Source organism: Nocardioides insulae DSM 17944 (assembly GCF_000422825.1).
In the GTDB taxonomy this organism is placed as follows: Bacteria; Actinomycetota; Actinomycetes; order Propionibacteriales; family Nocardioidaceae; genus Nocardioides; species Nocardioides insulae.
The window spans coordinates 128,045-150,232 of sequence record NZ_AUGU01000016.1 but is presented as its reverse complement, the minus strand read 5'-3'; the positions used below and the strand labels follow the sequence as shown (position 1 = coordinate 150,232).

Annotated in this window: 18 protein-coding genes; 12 read left to right on the top strand and 6 right to left on the bottom strand. The window is 70.6% G+C overall.

From position 1 onward, the window contains the following. Positions 1 to 235 precede the first annotated feature (235 nt). Complete coding sequence (locus G515_RS0108625) at positions 236 to 2,098, top strand: acyl-CoA dehydrogenase (protein ID WP_028659829.1); 1,863 nt, start codon at positions 236 to 238, stop codon at positions 2,096 to 2,098. 51 nt (positions 2,099 to 2,149) lie between these two features. Here the strand turns inward: G515_RS0108625 and G515_RS0108620 are convergent, their stop codons facing one another. Beyond that, positions 2,150 to 3,019 carry an ArgP/LysG family DNA-binding transcriptional regulator gene (locus tag G515_RS0108620; RefSeq protein ID WP_028659828.1) on the bottom strand — a complete coding sequence of 290 codons (870 nt, stop codon included), beginning with the start codon at positions 3,017 to 3,019 and terminating at the stop codon, positions 2,150 to 2,152. A 79-nt stretch (positions 3,020 to 3,098) separates the two neighbouring features. Between G515_RS0108620 and G515_RS0108615 the strand changes: the two genes are divergently transcribed. The 7 genes from G515_RS0108615 to G515_RS0108585 all read left to right on the top strand — a co-directional run bounded on the left by G515_RS0108615 (position 3,099) and on the right by G515_RS0108585 (position 9,852). Next, entirely contained in the window at positions 3,099 to 3,695 is a 597-nt protein-coding gene (locus G515_RS0108615; RefSeq protein WP_028659827.1) for a LysE/ArgO family amino acid transporter, read from the top strand. Positions 3,696 to 3,853: 158 nt separating this feature from the next. After that, the gene (locus G515_RS0108610) at positions 3,854 to 4,690 is read left to right on the top strand and encodes a maleylpyruvate isomerase family mycothiol-dependent enzyme (RefSeq protein ID WP_245565304.1); all 837 of its coding nucleotides are present in this window, start codon (positions 3,854 to 3,856) and stop codon (positions 4,688 to 4,690) included. Between the two features lie 40 nt (positions 4,691 to 4,730). After that, positions 4,731 to 5,642, top strand: coding sequence for an oxidoreductase (locus tag G515_RS0108605; protein WP_028659825.1), 912 nt, complete (start codon positions 4,731 to 4,733; stop codon positions 5,640 to 5,642). 115 nt (positions 5,643 to 5,757) lie between these two features. Beyond that, positions 5,758 to 6,585 (top strand): hypothetical protein, encoded by an 828-nt coding sequence (locus G515_RS0108600; RefSeq protein WP_028659824.1) that lies wholly within the window; start codon positions 5,758 to 5,760, stop codon positions 6,583 to 6,585. Positions 6,586 to 6,688: 103 nt separating this feature from the next. Continuing rightward, entirely contained in the window at positions 6,689 to 8,344 is a 1,656-nt protein-coding gene (gene pgm / locus G515_RS0108595; protein ID WP_028659823.1) for a phosphoglucomutase (alpha-D-glucose-1,6-bisphosphate-dependent), read from the top strand. A gap of 69 nt (positions 8,345 to 8,413) precedes the next feature. After that, entirely contained in the window at positions 8,414 to 8,830 is a 417-nt protein-coding gene (locus tag G515_RS20320; protein ID WP_051218040.1) for a PNPOx family protein, read from the top strand. Between the two features lie 215 nt (positions 8,831 to 9,045). Beyond that, a complete protein-coding gene (locus G515_RS0108585) occupies positions 9,046 to 9,852 on the top strand; it encodes an alpha/beta hydrolase (RefSeq protein ID WP_028659822.1) in 807 nt (268 codons plus the stop codon). A gap of 238 nt (positions 9,853 to 10,090) precedes the next feature. On the opposite strand, the gene G515_RS0108580 is transcribed toward G515_RS0108585, so the two are convergent. Further along, the gene (locus tag G515_RS0108580) at positions 10,091 to 11,701 is read right to left on the bottom strand and encodes a flavin monoamine oxidase family protein (RefSeq protein WP_028659821.1); all 1,611 of its coding nucleotides are present in this window, start codon (positions 11,699 to 11,701) and stop codon (positions 10,091 to 10,093) included. Between the two features lie 347 nt (positions 11,702 to 12,048). On the opposite strand from G515_RS0108580, the gene G515_RS0108575 reads away from it, so the two are divergent. Next, positions 12,049 to 12,714, top strand: coding sequence for a Rid family hydrolase (locus G515_RS0108575; protein WP_028659820.1), 666 nt, complete (start codon positions 12,049 to 12,051; stop codon positions 12,712 to 12,714). A 197-nt stretch (positions 12,715 to 12,911) separates the two neighbouring features. Here the strand turns inward: G515_RS0108575 and G515_RS0108570 are convergent, their stop codons facing one another. Together G515_RS0108570 and G515_RS0108565 are read right to left on the bottom strand one after the other, a co-directional pair. Continuing rightward, positions 12,912 to 14,132: a fatty acid desaturase family protein gene (locus G515_RS0108570; protein ID WP_028659819.1), complete on the bottom strand. Its 1,221-nt coding sequence runs from the start codon at positions 14,130 to 14,132 to the stop codon at positions 12,912 to 12,914. Positions 14,133 to 14,158: 26 nt separating this feature from the next. Continuing rightward, positions 14,159 to 15,325 carry a ferredoxin reductase gene (locus tag G515_RS0108565; RefSeq protein ID WP_028659818.1) on the bottom strand — a complete coding sequence of 389 codons (1,167 nt, stop codon included), beginning with the start codon at positions 15,323 to 15,325 and terminating at the stop codon, positions 14,159 to 14,161. A gap of 151 nt (positions 15,326 to 15,476) precedes the next feature. Here G515_RS0108565 and G515_RS0108560 point away from each other — a divergent pair, with 151 nt between their 5' ends. Further along, entirely contained in the window at positions 15,477 to 16,640 is a 1,164-nt protein-coding gene (locus G515_RS0108560) for a PucR family transcriptional regulator (RefSeq protein WP_051218064.1), read from the top strand. A gap of 352 nt (positions 16,641 to 16,992) precedes the next feature. After that, entirely contained in the window at positions 16,993 to 17,940 is a 948-nt protein-coding gene (locus G515_RS0108555) for a serine protein kinase RIO (RefSeq protein WP_051218039.1), read from the top strand. Between the two features lie 45 nt (positions 17,941 to 17,985). Here the strand turns inward: G515_RS0108555 and G515_RS0108550 are convergent, their stop codons facing one another. Together G515_RS0108550 and G515_RS0108545 are read right to left on the bottom strand one after the other, a co-directional pair. Next, positions 17,986 to 19,131, bottom strand: a complete 1,146-nt coding sequence (locus G515_RS0108550) for an acyl-CoA dehydrogenase family protein (protein ID WP_028659815.1) — start codon at positions 19,129 to 19,131, stop codon at positions 17,986 to 17,988. A 71-nt stretch (positions 19,132 to 19,202) separates the two neighbouring features. Then, positions 19,203 to 20,675 (bottom strand): amidohydrolase, encoded by a 1,473-nt coding sequence (locus tag G515_RS0108545; protein ID WP_028659814.1) that lies wholly within the window; start codon positions 20,673 to 20,675, stop codon positions 19,203 to 19,205. A gap of 43 nt (positions 20,676 to 20,718) precedes the next feature. Between G515_RS0108545 and G515_RS20315 the strand changes: the two genes are divergently transcribed. Continuing rightward, the gene (locus G515_RS20315) at positions 20,719 to 22,137 is read left to right on the top strand and encodes a M1 family metallopeptidase (protein ID WP_169570508.1); all 1,419 of its coding nucleotides are present in this window, start codon (positions 20,719 to 20,721) and stop codon (positions 22,135 to 22,137) included. The last annotated feature ends 51 nt before the right edge of the window (positions 22,138 to 22,188 follow it).

Genomic DNA, 22,188 nt, shown 5'->3' with positions numbered 1-22,188 from the left:
GTTCGCGACCGATGACCGGGTCCTTCCGGTCGCGGCCGCGCACGCGCGGGTCTGCGTCGAGTCCACCCACCATCCCTGCCGGTGGTGACCCGCGTCGCTGATGCCGCTCTTGCGAGCGGCCGGGCGGCTTCGTATCATCGAAGTTACTGAGAAGTAGCACGCGCTGGTAACTTCCACGCGTCCCTGGATCCGGCGCCCGGCGCCCCGCCCCGACACACGAAGGATGAGTGGAGCAGTGAGCCACTACCAGAGCAACCTGCGCGACATCGAGTTCAACCTGTTCGAACTGCTCGGCCGCGACCGGGTCCTCGGCACCGGCCCGTTCGAGGAGCTCGACGTCGAGACCGCCCGCGAGATCATCGGCGAGGTGGACCGGATCTCCCGGGAGGATCTGGCCGCTTCCTTCGAGGACGCCGACCGCAATCCGCCTGTCTTCGACCCCGCGACGAACACCGCGCCGATCCCCGAGTCGTTCAAGAAGAGTTACGCCACCTGGATGGACTCGGGCTTCTGGAGCCTCCAGACCGAGCCGGCCCTCGGCGGCACCGCCGCCCCCTCGACCCTGGTCTGGGCCACCGCCGAGCTGCTGCTCGGCGCCAACCCCGCCATCTGGATGTACGGCGCAGGACCGTCCTTCGCCGGCGTCGTCTACCGCAACGGCACCGAGCGCGACCGGCGTATCGCCGAACTCATGGTCGAGCGTCAGTGGGGCGCCACCATGGTGCTCACCGAGCCGGACGCCGGCTCCGATGTCGGTGCCGGCCGGAGCAAGGCCACGCCGAACGAGGACGGGTCGTGGAGCATCACCGGCGTCAAGCGGTTCATCACCAGCGCCGAGCACGACATGAGCGAGAACATCATGCACCTCGTGCTGGCCCGCCCCGAAGGCGTCGAGGGCGCAGGCGGGCCCGGCACCAAGGGCCTCTCCCTGTTCCTGGTGCCCAAGTTCCACTTCGACCACCACAGTGGTGAGCTCAGCGGCGAGCGCAACGGCGTCTACGTCACCAACGTCGAGCACAAGATGGGCATCAAGGTCTCCAACACCTGCGAGCTGACCTTCGGTGACCCGCAGGTCGGCGGCGGCGAGGCCGCCCGGGGCTGGCTGCTCGGCGAGGTGCACGACGGCATCCGGCAGATGTTCGACGTCATCGAGAACGCCCGGATGATGGTCGGCACCAAGGCCATCGCCACGCTCTCGACCGGCTATCTGAACGCGCTCGAGTACGCCAAGGAGCGGGTGCAGGGCGCCGACCTGACCGACCCGGCCAAGGACGCCGCGCGGGTCACGATCACCCACCACCCCGACGTACGCCGCTCGCTGATGACGCAGAAGGCCTTCGCCGAGGGGATGCGTTCGCTGGTGCTCTACTGCGCCTCCTGGCAGGACGAGGTGCAGATGTCCGAGGCCGGCACCGAGCAGCGTCTGCTCGCCGAGGGCGTCAACGACCTGCTGCTCCCGATCGTCAAGGGCTACGGGTCGGAGCGCTCGTGGGTGCTGCTCGGCACCGAGTCGCTGCAGACCTTCGGCGGCTCCGGCTTCCTCCAGGAGTACCCGATCGAGCAGTACGTCCGCGACGCGAAGATCGACACCCTCTACGAGGGCACGACCGCGATCCAGGGCCAGGACCTGTTCTTCCGCAAGATCGTGAAGAACCAGGGCGCGGCACTGGCGCACGTGCAGGGCGAGATCAAGAAGTTCCTGGACGCCGAGGGCGGCAACGGTCAGCTCAAGGTCGAGCGGGAACTGCTCGCCACGGCCCTGCGCGACGTCGAGGCGATCACGGCGCACATGTTCAACGACCTGATGGCCGGCCAGCAGGACCCGCGCAACCTGTACAAGGTCGCGCAGAACACCTCCCGCCTGCTGATGGTCCTCGGCGACGTGGTCTGCGCCTGGCTGCTGCTCCGCTCCGCCGAGATCGCCCTGGTCGCGCTCGGTGGGGACGCCGCCCACGGCAAGGACAAGGACTTCTACGAGGGCAAGGTCGCCGCGGCCCGCTTCTTCGCCGCCACCGTGCTGCCGAAGATCACCGCGGAGCGGGCGATCGCCGCCTCGGTGGACAACAGCCTGATGGATCTCCCGGAGAGCGCGTTCTGATCCACCCACACCGCACCCGGTTCGACCCTCCGACGGTCGGGCCGGGTGCCGTCATCTGCCCACCAGGCCGGCCCGGGCAGCGCGGCGTACGGCGTCGGAGAGCCGCCCCAGGATCGGGGAGTCCAGCCGCCAGCGCTGCCAGTGCAGCGGCACCCGCACCGGGCGGCCGCCCGGCAGTCGCCGGAACTCCCCGGTGCTCAGCTCCGGATCGAGGATCATCCCCCAGCCGAGACCGCGGCGTACCGCCTCATTGAAGTCGGCCGTGCTCGGCACCCGATGCACCACCGCCGGCCGGGCGACTCCGCGCTCGGCCAACGCCTGGTCCTGGAGGTGGTCCTTCTCGTTGAACACCACCACCGGCATCGCGGCCCAGTCGACCCCGCGACCCCGCTGGTAGCGCTCGATCAGGGCCGGGGCGGCCGCCGGGGTGTAACGCAGGCTGCCCAGCGGCTCGACCACGCAGCCCTGAACCGGCCGCGGCTCACTGGTGATCGCACCGAGGGCCTCACCCCGGCGCAGCAGGTCGTGCGAGTAGGCCTGGTCCTCGACCGCCAACCGCAGCGCCACCCCGTCCCAGCCGGCGACCTCGCCCAGCACCTCCCGGAACCAGGTCGCCAGCGAGTCCGCGTTGACCGCGACCGGCAGCTCGACGACCGCATCACCGGCGCCGGGCACGGCCGCAGCAGCCTCGGCGCTCAGTACCCGGAGCTGCCGCCCGAGCCGCAGGAGCGGGTCGGCCGCCGGGGTGGCCGTGGCAGGCGTCGTACGCCGCAGGAGGACCTGGCCGGCGGTCCCCTCGAGGGCACGGACACGCTGACTGACCGCGCTCGGGGTGACGTGCATCGCCCGCGCTGCCGCATCGAAACTGCCCGTCTCGACGATGGTCAGGAGGGTCTCCAGATGGGCCGGTTCGAAGCGCATCGTCTGAGTGAAGCACTACTTCAGATATTGAAGAAACCTTCGTTGGACTGCATCCGCCTTCCGGGGCAGGATCGTAGCCGTGACCGCTGCCTCCGCCGGCCTCCTGACCGGCCTCTCCGTGATCGTCGCCGTGGGCGCGCAGAACGCCTACGTCCTGCGTCAGGGACTCCTCCGCTCGCACGTCGGTGTCGTGGTCCTCTTCTGCGCACTCTCCGACCTGGTGCTCATCTCACTCGGGGTCGGTGGCGTCGGCGCGGTGGTCGACCGGGCCGGCTGGCTGCTGGAGGTCGTGCGCTGGGGCGGCGTGGTCTTCCTGGTCACCTACGGCGTGATGTGCCTGCGGCGGGCCACCCGGCGTACCTCCCTCACCGCGGCGGGCGGCGAGGAGGTCACCCGCGGGGGCGCGCTCGGCCGGGCGGCCGCGCTCACCTGGCTCAACCCACACCTGTACGTCGACATCGCTATCTACGGCGTCCTCGCCAACAGCTACGGCCCCGACGGACGCTGGACCTTCGCGGTCGGGCTGATCGCCGCCAGCATGGCCTGGTTCGCGGCCCTCGGGTACGGCGCCCGCCTGCTCTCCCCCGTGCTCGCCACCCCGCGTGCCTGGCAGGTGCTCGACGTCGTCATCGGCCTGACCATGCTGGCGATCGCCACCAAACTCGCACTCGGCTGAGGTGTCGCGCCGGACCACCTGCGCCTCTCGCGTCACACGACCCAGGGAAGAGTTGCGGTATTTGGCCGATCTTCGGCCGGAAAGCGCACCTTTCCCCGGTGGACCGGGGAAACGTCTGCCCCCCTGACACCCCACTGAACGGTCGCTAAGGTGGCCGCGTGACTGAGGACACCATCCCGACAGGAGCCGACCCCCAGCTGTGGCAGCTGGTGGAGATCTGGCGGCAGGCGGCGAGCGACGTAGTGGAGCTCCTCGGCGAGTTGCCCGAGTCGGAGTGGGGCGCGGCCACCGACCTGCCGGGGTGGGACGTCAAGGCGGTCGCGTCGCACTGCGCCCACATCGAGTCGAGCACGCTGGGCCGCACCGAGCCCACCGTCGACATCGGCGAGCCCGCCCACGTCACCAACGCGATGGGGCGAAGCACCGAGACCGGGGTGGTCAACCGCCGCGACCTCATGCCGGCCGAGATCATCGCGGAACTCCGCGGGGCCGTCGAGGAGCGGTACGCCGCTCTCCGGTCCGATCCCCCGGCCGACCCGTCGGCACCGGCGACCGGACACTTCGGCTCCGCGCTCGGCTGGGACATGCGCACCCTGCTCAGGAACCGCCCCTTCGACCTGTGGATGCACGAGCAGGACATCCGTCGCGCCGTCTGCCGGCCGGGACACCTGCACTCGGGGCCGGGCGACCATGTGACGTCGTACCTTCGTGGCAGCCTCGGGATGGTGCTGGTCAAGCGTGCCGGCGGCGGGCCGGGCCAGAGTCTCGTGCTGGTCGTCGACGACCACCCCACCGCCGTCCAGATCGAGGACGACGGCCGAGCCCGTCCCACCCGCGGCATCCCGTCCGATCCGACGGTCACGCTGAGGACCGACCGGGAGAGCTTCGTCCGGCTGGCCGGTGGGCGTGGCGAGGTGGCCCCCGACCGGGTGGTCATCGAGGGCGATCAGGATCTCGGTCGGCGGGTCGTCGCCGGGATGAACGTCGTGCCGTGAGCACCGACGTCCCGACCCCGGAACCGTGGGAGCAGTGAGCATGCGCACCGACCCCTGGACCACAGCGGACCTGGAGGACCAGAGCGGCCGCCAGGTGCTCGTCACCGGCACCACGGTCGGCAGCCTCGGGCACCAGGTCGCGCTCGAACTGGCCCGCAGGCAGGCCCGCGTCATCCTGGCCGGTCGCAGCTCCACCAAGCTCGAGGACACCGCCGCGGCGATCACCGCGCAGGTGCCCGACGCCGACCTGCTCATGCTCACCGTGGATCTCGCCTCACTGGCATCGGTACGCCGGGCGGCCGATCGGGCGGTCGAGTTCGGCCCGATCGACGTTCTGGTCAACAACGCCGGACTGATGGCACCGCCGGGTCATCCGCGCAGCGTCGACGGGTTCGACCTCCAACTGGCCACCAACCACCTGGGGCCGTTCCTCCTCACCGGACTCCTACTCCCCCAGCTCGAACTGAGTCAGGACGGACGGGTCGTCATGGTCAGTTCGGACCTGCACCGGTTCGCCCGGCGGGCGCCGCTGGGCGACCCTACCCAGCCTCCGCGCGTCTCCCCGTGGCGCGCCTACGCGGCCTCCAAGCTGGCCAACCTGCTGTTCACCTACGAGCTCGAGCGCCGTCTCCGCCTCGCCGGTCGCGCGGTCAGGGCGACGGCGGCCCACCCAGGGGTCGCCCGAACCGCGCTGGTCAGCAACGGGCCAGCGTCCAGGTTGATCGGTACCTTCACCGCCGCCCTCGGACAGTCCGCCGAGCAGGGTGCCTGGCCGATCCTGATGGCGGCGGCCGCCCGGCTGCCCGGCGGTACCTTCTGCGGTCCGTCGGGTTCGGGGGGCAGGCACGGCCCGGCGGTGGTGGCCCGCAGCAGCAGGCTCTCCCACGACCGGCACGCCCAGTTGCGACTCTGGGAGATCTCCGAATCCGCCACCGGCCTCTCCTACCCCTGACCGACCCCAGACCCACCCAGCCCAGACCCACCCTGTTCAGGTCGCGACCGAAGTAGGGGTGGACCGATACTCCAGCACGATGGGCCAGGGCGAACGCCTGGCTAGTGTCGATCGGGTGAGCGAGGGAGTCGAGACCAAGTTCGAGGGGAAGCCACTCCTACAGGTCTGGGAGGGCGAGGTCGGCGGCATCACACATCGGGTGGAGCTCTACGGCCCGACCGCTCGTCGCATCCTCTGGCTCGTCGACGGCCAGGATGCCGGGCACAAGACCACGACCGCGGAGAAGGCCAAGCTCGAGCACCCGGCGTACGGCCGGCTCGTCGTGCGCATGTCGCTCTTCGGCGCACCCCGTCGCGCCACCGTGTTCCCGGCCGACTCGGAAGGTGCGTCCTCGGGTGTCACCGGGCTGGCCGGGATCGGCGGCACCGACCTGCACCCCGAGGCCGGTTCCAAGGCGGAGGCCTACGGCGAACGGATGCTCGCCCACCCCCGGCTCTACACCGCCCGCGAGACCCTGGGAGCGGCCGGCGGGGTGCTGCTCCCCATCCTGATCACCCTCCTGGTCGGGCGGATCGCGTTGGCGATCCCGTGGCCATCCTTCGACCTCCCGGCGATCCCCTGGCCCTCGATCCCCTGGCCCTCGATCGATCTCCCCTCGATCCCGTGGCCCGAGGTGGACCTACCGGACATCGCCGTGCCGGGATGGGTCACCTTCCTCGCGGAGACCGCCAAGTACGTCGTCCCGGTGATCGTCGCGTTCTTCGTGGCCCGCGCTGAGATCCGGCGGCGCCGCACCCAGCACGAACACCGTCCCTCCGTCCCCGACGCAGAGACCCGGACCTCACCCACAGTGGACGCCAGCCGCACCGGGGATGCCGAGGACACCGAAGCGGCCACCACCGAGGCCACCACGGGAGTCGAGGACGACTCCCGGTCGCGCTGAACCGCCGCTCTCGCCCGGCAAGAGCGGGCGAGAGCGGGCGGGGGCGGGCCCCAGGCAGCCCCACCCGGAGGACCGGGCGGCACTTGATGGGCATGATGGGGCCATGGCAGATCCGCGTGCAGGCACCCCCGCCACCCCCGACGACCTGATCGACGTACCGGCCCTGGTGACGGCGTACTTCAGTCTCGTGCCGGATCCGGACGTGGCCGACCAGCAGGTCGCCTTCGGCACCTCCGGACACCGCGGGTCCGCCTTCGCCACCGCGTTCAACGAGACCCACATCCTGGCGACCACGCAGGCGATCTGCGACTACCGCCGAGAGCAGGGGTACGACGGCCCGCTGTTCCTCGGTCGCGACACCCACGCCCTGTCCGCGCCGGCCTGGACCACCGCCCTGGAGGTCCTGGCGGCCAACGACGTGACCGTGCTCGTGGACGACCGCGACGGCTACACCCCCACGCCGGCGGTGTCGCACGCGATCCTGCGGGCCAACCGCGGCTCGGGCCGCGGCGGCGCCGACGGCATCGTGGTGACCCCGTCGCACAACCCGCCGGCCGACGGCGGGTTCAAGTACAACCCGCCGCACGGCGGGCCGGCCGATTCGGCGGCGACCAAGGTGATCGCCGCCCGCGCGAACGAGCTCATCCGCGCAGGCCTGGACGGGGTCAAGCGGGTGCCGTTCGCGCGGGCCCGCTCGCAGGCGACCGGCTACGACTTCCTGGGCAGCTACGTCGACGACCTGCCCCAGGTGGTCGATCTTGACGCGGTCCGGGCCGCCGGCGTGCGGATCGGGGCCGACCCACTGGGCGGTGCTTCGGCGGCGTACTGGGGCGAGATCGCCGAGCGCCACCGCCTCGACCTCACCGTGGTCAATCCGCTGATCGACCCCACCTGGCGGTTCATGACCCTGGATTGGGACGCCAAGATCCGGATGGACTGTTCCTCTCCGTTCGCGATGGCCTCCTTGGTCGAGCGGATGCGCGGCGAGCGGGCCCCCTACGACCTGGCCACCGGCAACGACGCCGACTCGGACCGGCACGGCATCGTGACCGCGGACGGGCTGATGAACCCCAACCACTACCTCGCCGTCGCCATCGACCATCTCTTCGGCGGGGCACGCCCCGACTGGCCGGCCGATGCCCGGATCGGCAAGACGCTGGTGTCCAGTTCGATGATCGACCGGGTCGCCGCATCGCTGGGCAAGCCGCTGGTGGAGGTGCCGGTCGGGTTCAAGTGGTTCGTGTCCGGCCTGCTCGACGGCTCGGTCGGGTTCGGCGGCGAGGAGTCGGCCGGAGCGTCGTTCCTGCGCCGCGACGGGTCGGTGTGGACCACCGACAAGGACGGGATCATCCTCGCCCTGCTGGCCGCCGAGATCCTCGCCGCCACCGGGCAGACCCCGAGCGAGCGGTACGCCGACCTGGTGGCCCGCCTCTCCCCCGGCGGCGCGGCCCCCGCGTACGCCCGGATCGATGCGCCCGCCACGCGCGAGCAGAAGGCCCGACTCGGCGCCCTGACCCCGACCGATGTCTCCGCCACCACGCTGGCCGGCGAGAAGATCACCGCGAAACTGACCGAGGCGCCCGGCAACGGTGCCGCGATTGGCGGCTTGAAGGTCACCACAGAGTCGGCGTGGTTCGCGGCCCGCCCCTCGGGCACCGAGGACGTCTACAAGATCTACGCCGAGTCCTTCCGCGGCCCGGACCACCTGGCCGAGGTCCAGGAGGAGGCCCGCGCCGTGGTCTCGTCGGCGCTGAACTGAGTCGCGGAGCCTGTCGGACCTGACCCCGACCCACTTGACGCCGGGCGGTGCTCGGGCAAGGGTCGGGAGATGGCGGACGAGCCGCGGCGACGCCCCCCACCGGCCGCACGACGGTTCAACCTGGTGGCGGTGAGGTTCTCCGGACGCTGGTATGCCCCGCGCTGGGTGCGGCTCGAGCACCGCGGCAGGAGGTCCGGAAGGGCCTACTCGACGCCCCTCGCGCTGGTTGCCACCCGCGGCACCGACCTGATCATCGGGCTGCCCTGGGGGCGGCGTACCGACTGGTTGCGCAACCTTCAGTCCGGTGGCGGCGAGGTCACCTGGCGCGGAGCCACCGCCGAGGTCGTCGGGGTGGACTTCGTCGGCGTGGAAGAGGTGCTCCCCCTGGCCAGCCGCCCGATCCGGGCGATCCTGGTCCGCTCCGGCCTCACCGACTTCATCGCACTGCACCGGGGCCCTCGCCGCAGCGAGCACGCGGACCCCTAGGGCATTCCCGCCTGCTGCGCGCCGCGAGGCCTTTCCCCGATCCGGCCATCCGTGGCACGACGACGGCCTGACGGAGGGGCGAGCCCACCTCCCGGCCCCGGGCCTTCCCGATGCCGACGGCACGGCGAGGGCACGGTCGGACACCCCCGCAGGAGCGGCCGCTCGCCCGAACCGCGCCGATACCCTCGCCGCACACGTCACAGGAAGGGTTGCCCATGACCACACACACCGACTTCACCCTCGCCGGTCACGCCGGGTCCCTGCACACCCGCACCTGGCGCGGGACCGACCCGTCGTACGTCGTCCTGCTCTGCCACGGGTACGGCGAACACCTCGCCCGCTACGACTGGGTCGCCGACCGCCTGGTGGCCGACGGGGCGGTGGTGCACGCGGTCGACCACGCGGGCCACGGCGAGTCGGCCGGTGAACGCGTCCTGATCCCAGACTTCGAACCCGTCGTCGACGACTTCCGACTGCTCGAGGAGCACGCCCGCGCCGCCGACCCCGGGCTCCCGGTGGTCCTCGTCGGCCACTCGATGGGCGGCATGATCGCTGCCCGCTACGCCCAGCGGTTCGGCTCGGGACTGGCGGCCGTGGTGCTCTCCGGCCCCGTCCTCGGCAAGTGGGCCGCGGCCAGTGCCCTGCTGGAGGCGGAGGAGATCCCGGACGCGCCGATCGACCCCGCCACGTTGTCACGCGATCCCGCGGTCGGAGCCGCCTACGTGGCCGACCCGCTGGTCTGGCACGGCTCGTTCAAGCGACCGACCGTGGCAGGGATGGCGGCCATGCTGGAGACCATCGACTCCGCCGGCCGGGTCGACACGTGCCCCGTGCTGTGGCTGCACGGCGAGGAGGACCCGCTGGTCCCCTACGACGGCAGCGCCGCCGGGTGGGCGACCTACGCCGGCGCGGGTGCGGAGTCGAAGAGCTACCCCGGGGCCCGGCACGAGATCTTCAACGAGACCAACCGCGAGGACGTCCTCGTCGACCTGCTCGACTTCGTCCACCGCCAACTGGGCTGAGAACCGCTCCTCGGATCGGCGTGCGCGGCGTGGGCGGCCTGGCGGCTGGGGCCGCTCGATCTGGCCCGGCGACGCGGGCGGGCTTCGTGCCGCTTGGCCTGGCCAACCCCCGGCGTACCCGTCACTCCGTTCCCACCAGACACACCACCCAGGCAAAAGGTGCACTTCCTGGCCGATCTTCGGCCGGGAAGTGCACCTTTCACCGGTGAACCGGGGAAACGTCCGCCCCCGCCCGGCGCTACTTCATGACGCGCGCGTGAAGCGCCTGGACGGCGTACCGGGCCGACCAGAAGGCACCGTGCTGCCAGGCGGAGACCTCCGACATCCAGTCGCCGGCGAAGTAGGTGTTGCCGATGCCGGTCTGGAGCTTCTTGAAGCCGGCGGACTCGGGGTTCGGGTAGGCCCACGCGCCCTCGATGTGGGGCACCTTGTGCCAGGCGATGGAGAAGGAGGTCTCCAGTTCGGTGCGGTACCGGGAGCCGAAGATCTTCTCGCCCTGGGCGACGGCGCGGGCCTCGCGCTGCCGCGGCGACAGGTCGGCGTAGGTGCGGGCATTCGTGCCGGTGTTGTAGTAGCCGACCATCAGGCCCTTGCGCGCGCCGTACCCGTAGGAGGGGTGCCAGATGTGCGCCAAGTCCATGTCCGTCTCGGTGATGCCGCCGAAGATGCGGTGGTCGTCCTCCCACCAGCGGGACTTGTACTGGAGCCCGATCTTGCCCGCGGGGGCCCCGATCGCGAACTCACCCAGGGCGGAGTCGATCTCGGTGCCCCAGTTGGTGTCCCACTTGCGCATCAGCCCGGCGGGTGCGGCGACGACCGCGAAGTCCGCCTCGATCATCTTGGCCCGGCCGTACTTGGGCTGGTAGGTCACCTTCACGCCGTTGGGGGTGTTCTGGACTCCCGTGACGGGCGACTCCAGCAGCACGTTCTGCTTGCCGATCGCGTTCACGAGGTACTGGTAGGTGGTGTCCATGCCCCCCACCGGCTGGAACATCAGCATGGCCTGTTCCCAGTTGTTCTCGAAGGAGAAGTACAGGCCCACCTTGCTCGCCAGCACCTCGGACGCCGACCCGGGCCCGGGCAGGTGGGTGCCGTGCTCGTTCCACGCACGGGGGTAGGTGGAGAAGCCACGATTGTCGCCGCCGGTGTAGCTTCCGTCGGCCTGCAGCGCACCGAAGGACTTCAGGAATCCGCGCAGGTTCTCCTTGTCCTCGGCCGTGAGCTTGGCGTCGAGTGCCCCCTGGTCGGTGGCGTAGTTCAGCAGTTCGGAGGTGTAGCCGAAGACGTCGGCCTTCGCCGTGCGGTAGCGGATCGGGTTGCCCGGGGTCGCCCCGGACTTCTCGTTGTACAGGTACGCGTCCGCGTTGGCGTTGGTGAAGACCTCGTACGGCACGCCCAGTTCACGCAGGTAGTCCATCGTGACCATCCACTGCGCGATCCGGCCGGCGCCGGCGTTCATGTAGATGCCCCGGTCGAAGCGGGCGGTCTGCTTGACCCCGTCCACGTCGGTCTCGGAGTCGCCTCCCCGGATGGTGAGGGTACGACCGCCCACCCGGTGGCGAGCCTCCAGCACCGTCACCCGGTAGCCGGCCTTGCGCAACTCGTACGCCGTGGCCAGGCCGGCCGGTCCACCCCCCACGACGACGACCTTCTTGGCGCTGCGGCCACTGAGATTGAAGTCGCTGCGCCCAGGGGGGTTCCAGCTCTCCCGGCCCGGCTGCGCGGACGCGGTCGGGGCGAGTCCGACCGATCCCATCGCGGCGAACATGACGCCGGCGCTCGTGCTGGCACCGACGGCCTGGAGCACCTTTCGCCGGGAGACGCTGGACACTGCTTCTTCGTTGACCATGGAAGTCCTCTCATCGAACGGCCTGACGAATAGCCCGAATCCGGTCCTCACCGGCGGCTTAGGTCAGCGCCCGACGAGGAACGTAGGTAGCAGTGGTGACCGCCGTGATTCGGCTCTGTTTCGGTTTCATCAACTCGTCGCTCGGGCCGGGCACGCTCCGCCGCCCGTCCAGCCGGGAGGCGCCAACAGGTCGCGCCGACGGTTCGGCCAAGCCGACCCACGGGCGACATCGTTCCGTCACACGCCCGTGACGAACCGTGCCTACGTTCTCGACCCGGACGGGCCGCCGTCCGCATCGACCCGGACACCGCAGTGGTGTCCCTTCGCCGCCGGAGGCATGGAGAAAAATGAGAACTCGAGCCAAGATCGTCACCGCTGTCGTCGCGACCGCCGCCCTGTCGGTGCCGGGCACAGCCATGGCGAACAACCACCTGTTCCAGCCGAAGGCGAACCAGGCCCACTCGTTCATCACCGGCGGGACCGCCAGCATCGCCGACGGGGTGGCGTTCGGAGACGACGTGGCCTGGTACAAGTCGTCCGGGCTCGGCCCGTCCGCGATGAACACGACGGGAGCGACCGCCGAGGAGCGTTACATCCCCACCGACGTCTTCCCCGGAGGCGCGCTGCCGGCCGGTGTCACCCTCACCGAGGCGCAGGGCATCAACGCCCTGATGCGGATCGGGGAGAACCTGAAGAAGGCCGGTCTCTCCTACGACGACGTCGTGTCCATGCGGGTGTTCCTCCAGAACCCCAAGGGCGAGGAGAAGATGGACTTCGCCGGCTGGAACCGGGCCTACCGACAGTTCTTCGCCAACACCAACCTGGACACCGGCAAGACCATGGACGTGACCCTGGGCAGCGCCACCGTGAAGCCGATGGTGGTCAACCCCGCGCGACCCTCTCGCTTCGCCCTGGAGATCGAGAACCTGCCCGTCGACGGCTGGCTGGTCGAGGTCGAGGTCGACGCGGTCTACCCGGAGACCAAGCAGCGGCCCTGGTGGCTGCTGTGGTGATCGCCGCCTCCTCCGGCCGGCGCGGGGCCGGGTGAGTCCCAGCCGCGACCGCCGCGACCGGCGTACCCGTCAGGTCGCACACAGTGGGCAGACCAGATAGGCAGACCACCCAGGCAAAAGGTGCGCTTCCTGGCCGAATTTTCGGCCGGGAAGCGCACCTTTCACCGGTCAACCGGCGAAACGTTCAGGTGACGCGCTCAGCTCGCCGCGGCGCCGGCAGCCTCGATCTCCTTGAGCATCCGGCGACGGGTGCGCAGGTCGGCCCGGGTGAGCTTGGCGAGGGCGCCGAGCTGCTTGGGCAGGTTCTTCACGTTGGTGGACTCCATCCAGCCGTTGGGCAGCGAGAGCCGGACGATCTTGTGCCAGGCGGAGAAGACCTGCTGCGGCAGCGGGGCGTCGTGGTAATTGAGGTCGTACTTGTCGAAGAGCGCCTTCACCTTCGGGGCGATCTCGGCGTACCGGTTCGAGGGCAGGTCGGGGAAGAGGTGGTGCTCGATCTGGTGGGAGAGGTTTCCGGTCATGAAGTGCATGGCCTTCGAGCCGGAGATGTTGGCCGAGCCCAGCATCTGGCGCAGGTACCACTCCCCGCGGGTCTCCTTCTCCGGGATCGCGGCCTTCTCGTAGGTCTCGACGCCCTCCGGGAAGTGCCCGCACATGATCACCGAGTGGGTCCAGACGTTGCGCAGCACGTTGGCGGTCAGGTTGGCCGCCGCGGTGTGCAGGAACGACGGGCCGGACAGGAGCGGGTGGACGACGTAGTCCTTGGTCGCCTGCTTGCGGATCTTGCGCAGCGTGTTCTTGGCGTTCTGGGCGAAGGAGGCGGGACGGCGCTCCTTGGGGATGCGCAGGTTCTTGCCGAGCTCGAGGTCGTAGGCGGCGATGCCGTACTCGAAGACCAACATGTTGAGGAAGTTGAGCGCCGGCTGGATGAGGTAGGACGGCACCCAGGTCTGGTCCTCGTCGACCCGCATGATGCCGTAGCCGAGGTCGTTGTCCTTGCCGACGATGTTCGTGTAGGTGTGGTGCACCTCGTTGTGGCTGTGCTTCCAGCCCTCGGCGGTCGACGCGTTGTCCCACTCCCATGTGGTCGAGTGGATCTTCGGGTCACGCATCCAGTCCCACTGGCCGTGCATGACGTTGTGGCCGATCTCCATGTTCTCGATGATCTTGGCGATCGTGAGGCCGGCGGTGCCGAGGATCCACGCCGGCGGGAAGATGCTGACCAGCAGCACCGCTCGGCTGCCGAGCTCGAGCTTGCGCTGGACGTCGACGACCTTGCGGATGTACGCCGCGTCGTTCTCCCCACGGGAGTCGATGATGTCTTGGCGAATGGCGTCGAGCTCGATCCCCAGCTGCTCGATGTCCTCCTCGCTGAGGTGGCTGGTGGGCGACTCGGGCTTCTTGGTGATCACGGTCATGAGATGTCCTCGCTAGCTCGGTCGGTTCAGTGACTCAGGGTGCAGTCGCCGGCGGCTGCACTGATGCAGGTCTGGATGGGAACGCCGTCGGGGTGGGTCTCCCCGGGCACCGCGACGGTGAGCTCGCCGTTGCGCAGGTCGCGCACGGCACCCTCGGTCATCGGCAGCACGCAGCCCATGCAGATGCCCATCCGGCAGCCGCTGGGCATGAGGACGCCGGCTTCCTCGGCGACGTCCAGGATCGGCCGGTCGCCGGGGGCGTCGACGGTCGGTCCGGCGGCGGTGAAGCCCACGGTGCCCCCCTCACCGGCGACGATCGTGTCGACGCGGAACTGTTCCACGTGCAGCGGCAGCCCCAGCCCCTCGTGGTGGGTGCGCACCTCGTCGAGCAGCCCCGTGGGTCCGCAGGCGTACGTCGTCCGCTCGGCCAGGTCGGGGATGACCTCGCCCAGGGTGTCGACCGCGAACCGGCCGGCCTTGTCGGTGTGGTGGGCGACCAGCCGGATGGCGCCCGCGTCGTGGAGGGCGCGCAGGTCGTGGATGAAGATCGAGACCGGCTCGCTCGGCGCCACGTGGACGACGGTGATGTCGAGGTCGTGGCTGCGGGGCAGGTCCAGCACGCCGGAGTCGGTCACCGGGAACAGGTTGCGGAGCATCCCGATCACCGGGGTGATGCCCGAGCCGGCGGTGACGAAGAGCAGCTTGCCGGGGCCCTGCTCGATGCCGCTGGGGAGCACGAACTCGCCGGCCGCCTGCTCCAGGTGGACCAGGGTGCCGGGGCGGGCACCGTGCACGAGATGGTTGCTGACGATGCCGTCGGGCACGGCCTTGACGGTGATCGAGATCCGGCCGTCCGGCCGCGGACCGTGGGTCAGGGAGTAGGCACGCCAGTGCCGGACGCCGTCGACGTCGATGCCGATCCGGATGTACTGCCCCGGCACGTGGCCGGCCCAGTCCTTGCCCGGCTGGAGCACGATGGTGGCCGCGTCCCGGGTCTCCGGGTGCACGCTGACGATCCGGGCCCGCAGGTCGGCGGAGTCCCGGCGGAGCGGGTGGAAGTGGTCGAGCACGTCCGCGAGCTCCAGCGGGGTCACGGCGGCCTCGGCGACACGGGTCAACCGTTGCCGCAGACCGGACCGGAAGGAGGCCCCGGATCCGCCTCGCGCGGGCCGGGACATGGCAGTGCTCGTCATGTACTCCAGACTGCTAGACGCCAGGCGTAAACTCCTGTCCGACCGACGTGAATATCCAGGTCACATTTGTGCGCAGGGGATAAAACGACGATCGTCCGCGGTGAGGCCAGTGCCGAACTTCCTCCCGCCCGCGCAGTTCGAAGGAGACCAGGTGGCCAGATTCCGTCCCACCCGCCAGCTCACCAGCCAGGGCCGTCTGCCACGCGAGGTGGTGGAGGCCATGCGCGCCGAACTGCCCACCGTCGCCGACGACGTGGTGGCCGCGATCATCGCCGGCGTACCCAGCTATCAGGACGCTCTGTCCGGCCCGATGGGCGAGACCATCAAGATGGCGGTCCGGATCGCACTGGACGGCTTCCTGGTCATCGCCCCTCGCGAGAACGACCCCCGCACCCCCCGCGCACCCGCTCTCGACGGCGCCTACCAACTCGGCCGTGGCGAGGCCCGCAACGGCCGCACCCCGGAGGCGCTGCTGGCCGCCTACCGGATCGGGGCGCGCACGGCCTGGCGGCTGTTGTCCGCGATCGCCCTCCGGACCGGACTGAGCTCGGAGGGGTTGGCCGACTTCGCCGAACTCGTCTTCGCCTACATCGACGAGCTCTCCGACGCCTCGGCCGCCGGTCACGCCGACGAGCGCGACTCCGCCGGGCGCGTCCGCCAGCGCTACCTCGAGATGCTCGCCGGCCAACTGCTCTCCGGAGCAGCGGCGACCGTCGTCGACGACACCGCCGAGCGGGCCGGTTGGGAGCCCCCGAGCACACTCACCGCCGTACTCCTGCCGGTCGCCCAGGTCGGCGCGGTGATCCCCTCGCTGCCCTCCGCGACGATCGAACTGCCCGAGGTGCCCGACCTCGCCGGCATCGCCCTCCTGCTGGTGCCCGACCTGCACGACGCCGGCCGCGCCGTCCTCCTCCGCACCGTCTCGGGCCGCAGCGCCGTGGTCGGCCCGTCCCGCCCCTGGCGGGAGGCGAAGGCCTCCTACGTCCGGGCCCGCCGCGCGCAGGAGTCCGGGTACGACGGAGACACCGAGCGACACCTCGTGAACCTCATCCTCAGCGCCGACCCCGAGGCGCGCGCCGACCTTCGCGCCGCCGTCCTGGCCCCGCTGGCCGGCACCCGTGCCGGCACCGCCGAGAAGCTCACCGAGACCCTGCGCGCCTGGCTCCTCCACCACGGTCGCCGCGACGAGATCGCCGCGCACCTGTTCGTCCACCCCCAGACCGTGCGCTACCGGATGAACCAACTGCGCGAGCTGTACGGCGACGACCTGGACGACCCCGCCACCGTCCTCGCCCTGACCGTGGCCCTCGGCTGACCCGTCGAGTCGGTCCTCCCGGACGGTCGAATAGGTCCCCCAGACGAATAGGTCGCCCCGGACGGTCGAGTCGGTCCTCCCGGACGGTTCAGTCGGTCCCCCCGGACGGTTCAGTCGGACGTCCGGAACTCCCCATTGAACGGTCCGGAACTACCCATTCAACGCACCACAAGGCCCAACTCAACCTCCCACCACCCCGGGGAAAGTCGGTTGCGAGGGGCGGGGGGATGGGGGAGGGTCGTGGGCATGAGCGCCCGTCTGGTGGGGCGCCCCGTCGAGAGGAGCAGTGACATGTACACGACTGTCGTCGGCCCGACCGCCGACCATCTGACCTCTCGACACCGGAGCACCCGTGACATCTCTCGAGGAACAGTCCTCACCTGACCGCCTCGCCGGCATCGACCCGGCCTTCGTCTTCGACTACGTCCCGTATGACGACGTCCTCCCCCGCGAGGACCCCGCTTCCACCGACGCCGTCCTCGGGGTCTCCGCGCCCGAGGATCCCGACGCCCTGGGGCCCGGCCGTCGCTGGACCACCTGGTACGACGTGGAGCCGCTGTGCCGGGGCCCAGAACCCCGGCCCGCCTGGGTGGTCACCTCCCAGGGCGCGATCGACACCGAGCTCGGCGTCCTCAAGACCGGTAAGGAGGCCGACGCCTTCCTGCTCGAGCGCGCGGACCCGCACGACCCCGGCCAGCAGTGCATCCTGGTGGCCAAGCGCTACCGCAGCGCCGAACACCGCACCTTTCACCGTTCGGCGACCTACACCGAGGGCCGCGGCACCAAGCGGTCCCGCGACCAGCGCGCCCTGGACCGCAAGTCGACCTGGGGCCGCGTGGTGGCCACCGCCGAGTGGGCCACCGCCGAGTGGGACGCGCTCGTACGGTGCCGGCAGCTCGGCCTGCCGGTGCCCTATCCGGTGCAGGTGGAGGGCACCGAGATCCTGATGGAGTGGATCCGCGTCGAAGGTGCGGACGGGCCGGAGACGGCACCGCGGTTGGCGCAGACCCGGCCCTCCCCAGGGCTGCTCGCCTCGTACTTCGAACAGCTCAGGGAGGCCATGCACACGATGACCCAGGCGGGCTGGGTGCACGGCGACCTGTCGGCGTACAACCTGCTGGCCGCCGACGACCGACTGGTGATCATCGATCTGCCACAGATGATCGACCTGGTCGGGCACCCGACCGGACCCGACCTTCTGCTGCGCGACTGCACCAACGTGTGTCGGTGGTTCGAGGCCCGCGGGCTGGCCGTGGATCCGCAGGATCTGTTCGCCGATCTGATGGCGCACGCCTTCTGAGGACCCGCCCCCTCCCGCCCACCGGGGGCAGGAGGGGGCGGAGGGTCAGCCCGCCATGCCGTGCATCTTGCTGAGCACCTGGAGCATGACCTCGTCGGCGCCGCCGGCGATCGAGCTGAGCCGGGTGTCGCGGTAGTAGCGGGAGGTCCAGTTCTCCTCCATGTAGCCCATGCCGCCGTGGAACTGGAGACAGGTGTCGGCGACCTCGCGACCGAGCCGGCCTGCCTTGAGCTTGGCGACGCTGGCGTAGCGGCTGATGTCCTCACCGGCGTCGAGGAGTTCGGCGCACCGGTAGTTGTGGCTGCGCAGCAGATCGACCTCCGCCCACAGCTCGGCCAGCCGGAACTGGAGGTACTGGTTGTCCATCAGCGGCTTGCCGAAGACCTCCCGCTGCTTGAGGTAGGCCACGGTGCGCTCCAGCGCGTACTCGGTCGATCCGACGACGCCGTACGCCGCGCTCATCCGCTCCGGCTGGAACTGCTGCATCTGCTGGTAGAACCCCCGGCCGATCTCGCCGATGGTGTGGGAGACGGGGACCCGGACCTGATCGAAGACCAGTTCCGCGGTGTCCGAGCTGCGGTTGCCCAGCTTGTCCAGGGTGCGGGAGACCGAGAAGCCGGGGGTGTCCGTGTCGACGATGATCTGGGAGATGCCGCGGTGCCCGCCCTCCTCGGAGGTGCGGACGAGCAAGCAGATCCAGTCCGCCTGGGTGCCGTGGGTGATGTAGAGCTTGCTGCCGCTGATCACCCAGTCGTCCCCGTCGCGCACCGCTCGGGTGCGCAGCCCGGCGACGTCGGAACCGGCATCGGGCTCGCTGACGCCGATCGCGCCGATCAGCTCGCCGGCCAGGGTGGGCCGCAGGTACCGCTCCCGCAGGTCGTCGCTGCCGAAACGTGCCAGCGACGGAGTGGCCATGTGGGTCTGCAGGTTGATCCCCATCACCACTCCGCGGGCGGCGCACCGGCCGAGTTCCTCGCACATCACCGCCGCGAACAGCTGACCCGCCCCGGAGCCGCCCCATTTCGGGTCGAACTGCAGGCCCAGCAGCCCCAGCTTGCCCATCTTCGCGTAGAGGTCGTGCGCCGGGACCCGCCCGGCGGCCTCCCACTCGTCGGCGTAGGGGTTGATCTCGTTCTCCACGAAGCTCCGCACGGTACGGCGGAAGTCCTCGTGCTCGTCGGTCAGCATCATCGGGCGCTCCTGAGCGATCGTTCAGTGATGAACGCACCGTAGTGACCGCACCGACCGGACACAACCGGGTCTCAGAGCCGGGAGTGCACGACCTCACCGGCCACCGTGGTCAGGGCGACCGGCATCGCGCGCAGCACCTCCGGCGGCGCGATCAGCGGGTCGTAGTCGAGCAGTGCGAAGTCGGCCAGCGAGCCCACGGCAACGGTGGGTCGTCCGTCCACGGAGGCGGCGAGGGCCTCCCGCACGGTCAGCGCCTGCTCGGGGTGCCAGGGAACCCGGTCGTCGCCACTGCGGTGAACGGCGGTCGCGATCGCGAGCCACGGGTCGAGCGGCGCCACCGGCGCGTCCGAGCCCAGCGCGAGCCGCACCCCGGCCGCCATCATCCAGCGGAAGGCGAAGGACCGTTCTCCGCGGCCCGGCCACACCTGGTCGGTCACGTCGCGGTCGTCGAGCAGGTGCGCGGGCTGCACGCTCGCGGTCAGACCGAGCCGGGCCATCTCCGCCACGCTCTCCCGGCAGATCAACTGGGCATGCTCGATCGACCCGCCGGCTCCGGTGTCGGCGTACGCCGCCAGCGCCTCGGCCGCCGCGCGGTCCCCGATCGCGTGCGTCGCCACCTGGAGGCCGCCGGCGTGCGCCCGTCGCAACAGTTCCCGCAGCTCGGCAGGGCTCTGATTGGCGGCACCGTGGTTGCTCGGGTCATCGGCGTACGGCGCGCAGCACCAGGCGGTGCGGGTGCCCAGCGATCCGTCGCTGATGATCTTCAGCGGCCCCATCCGCAATCGGTCCTCGCCGGGCACGAGCGGGTCACCGGTCCGCCATCCGGCGGCGAGGACGCCGTCGAGCCCGCCGGCGTACACCGCCCGCCGGATCCGCAGCAGATCACACCCCTGGCTCCAGCGTTCGATCCAGCGGTGGGGTGCGTTGTCGAACTCGAAGTCGACCATCCCGACCACGCCCAGCGCCGCCGTACGCTCCAGCATCGCGCGGTACGCCGGCGCCGAGGTGCCACCCGGGTCGAGCCGCTCCAGCAGCGGGGAGACCGCGAACCACTCCGCCTCGCTGACCACCTGCTCCTCGGTGCGCGGGGGGACGCCGAGCACGGCGAGCGCCGCGCTGTTGCACCAGCCGTGGTGGAAGTCGGCGTTGATCATCACCACGGGCGTGTCCCCGGTGACCTCGTCGAGGGCGGCGACGGTGGGCGGCTCCTCCCACTGCGCCGACCGCTGGCCCCAACCGATCAGCGCCACGCCGGGCACCATCGCGGCCCGCACCATCGCGAGCACCTCGGCGCGGCTGCCGGTCTCGCTCAGATCCAGCCGTCGCGAGGCCAGCGTCCACTGCGCCAGGTGCGTGTGGGCGTCCCACAGCCCCGGCATCAGCCAACGGCCCGCGGCATCGACCTCCGCCACCCCGGCGGGTGCGCTCAGCCGCTCGGCGATCTCGACCACCGTGCCCCGCTCGACGAGGACGTCGACCGGCTCCTCGGGGGCGGGACCGGTCAGCGGCACGATGCGCGCGGACCGGAGGAGGAGGCTGCTCATGCCCGAGACGGTAGGCCATCGGCCCGGTCGCTACGGTGTGCCCATGCAGGCGGGACACAGGAGGGTGACGCGCGTCGCCGTCGCGTCCACGATCCTGGCGATGACGCTGAGCGGGTGCGGGCAGGACGCCGACCCCGAACCCCCCGACGACGACCTGGCGATCGCGCACAGCGAGCCGCGCGAGGACTCGGTCTACCCCGAGGCCGGCGACCCCGGCGTCGACAGTCTCCACTACGACCTCACCCTGGACTGGGCGCCGGTGACACGCACCCTGACCGGGTCCCAGGAGCTCACCTTCCGGGCCACCGAGGACGCCGACCACTTCCAACTCGACCTCGGCAAGACCCTCGAGGTCTCCGAGGCCACCCTCGACGGCGACTCTGTCGAGGTGGAACACGACGGCAAGGATCTCGTGGTCCGGGCGCCAGTGACCGAGGACACCGAGTACGTCCTCACCCTCGACTATGCCGGCACCCCCGCTCCCGTGCCCGCCCCCACCACCCGCGGCGACATGTCCGGCCTCGGCCTGACCACCACCCCCCGAGACACCCTGTGGACCATGCAGGAGCCCTACGGTGCCTACACCTGGTACGCCGTCAACGACCAGCCCTCCGACAAGGCCCTCTACGACTTCACCGTGACCGCGCCCTCGCCGCTGGTGGGCATCGCCAATGGCGAGCTGGTCTCCCGCACCGACGAGGCCGGCGTGACGACCACGAAGTGGCACCTGGACAGCCCGGCGTCCTCGTACCTCACCACGCTGGCGGTGGGTGACTACGTGCTGACCGAGGACTCCTCCGGCGATCTCCCGATCACCTATTGGCTGCCCCGCAACCGGCAATGGCAGCTCGAGGACCTGAGGCGGACCCCGCGGCTGCTCAGCTGGCTGGAGAAGCGGCTGGGTCCCTACCCCTTCGACTCCCTGGGCCTGGTCGTGGTGCCGAGCGCGAGCGCGATGGAGACCCAGACGATGATCACGCTCGGCAACACCGACTACGCCACCGGCCCGGACACGATCGTGCACGAGCTGGCCCACCAGTGGTACGGCGACCTCGTCACCCCCAACGACTGGCGCGACCTGTGGATGAACGAGGGCATGGCGATGTACCTGCAGGGACTGTGGAACGACGAGTCCACCCAGTGCCCGGGCTGTTCGGTGGAGGAGTGGCAGTGGAGCGAGCCCGGCGACCGGTTCGAGTCCGGGCCGCCGGGTGACTACGACCCCGACGAGTTCGGCGAGAACAACGTCTACTACGGCCCCGCGCTGATGTGGGACGCCTTCCGCACCCTCGTCGGCGACGACACCTTCTGGCGTCTCACCCGGGAATGGCCCCAGGAGCAGGCCGACCACAGCACCGACCGGGAGACCTGGATCGCCTGGCTCGAGGAGGAGACCGGCCGGGATCTCGACGCCTTCTTCGATGAGTGGCTGATGTCGCCGGACTCCCCCGTCGACAGCTGACCCCTGCTCCGGCGTACCTCTGGGGTCGGAGGACGACGGCGCATCCGCCCC

Coding starts and splice junctions, on each gene's coding strand:
- G515_RS0108605 (WP_028659825.1), top strand. CDS start 4,731: ATGCGCACCGACCCCTGGACCACAGCGGACCTGGAGGACCAGAGCGGC.
- G515_RS0108575 (WP_028659820.1), top strand. CDS start 12,049: ATGAGAACTCGAGCCAAGATCGTCACCGCTGTCGTCGCGACCGCCGCC.
- G515_RS0108565 (WP_028659818.1), bottom strand. CDS start 15,325: ATGACGAGCACTGCCATGTCCCGGCCCGCGCGAGGCGGATCCGGGGCC.
- G515_RS0108620 (WP_028659828.1), bottom strand. CDS start 3,019: ATGCGCTTCGAACCGGCCCATCTGGAGACCCTCCTGACCATCGTCGAG.
- G515_RS20320 (WP_051218040.1), top strand. CDS start 8,414: ATGGCGGACGAGCCGCGGCGACGCCCCCCACCGGCCGCACGACGGTTC.
- G515_RS0108580 (WP_028659821.1), bottom strand. CDS start 11,701: ATGGTCAACGAAGAAGCAGTGTCCAGCGTCTCCCGGCGAAAGGTGCTC.
- G515_RS0108545 (WP_028659814.1), bottom strand. CDS start 20,675: ATGAGCAGCCTCCTCCTCCGGTCCGCGCGCATCGTGCCGCTGACCGGT.
- G515_RS0108550 (WP_028659815.1), bottom strand. CDS start 19,131: ATGATGCTGACCGACGAGCACGAGGACTTCCGCCGTACCGTGCGGAGC.
- G515_RS0108570 (WP_028659819.1), bottom strand. CDS start 14,132: ATGACCGTGATCACCAAGAAGCCCGAGTCGCCCACCAGCCACCTCAGC.
- G515_RS0108585 (WP_028659822.1), top strand. CDS start 9,046: ATGACCACACACACCGACTTCACCCTCGCCGGTCACGCCGGGTCCCTG.
- G515_RS20315 (WP_169570508.1), top strand. CDS start 20,719: ATGCAGGCGGGACACAGGAGGGTGACGCGCGTCGCCGTCGCGTCCACG.
- pgm (WP_028659823.1), top strand. CDS start 6,689: ATGGCAGATCCGCGTGCAGGCACCCCCGCCACCCCCGACGACCTGATC.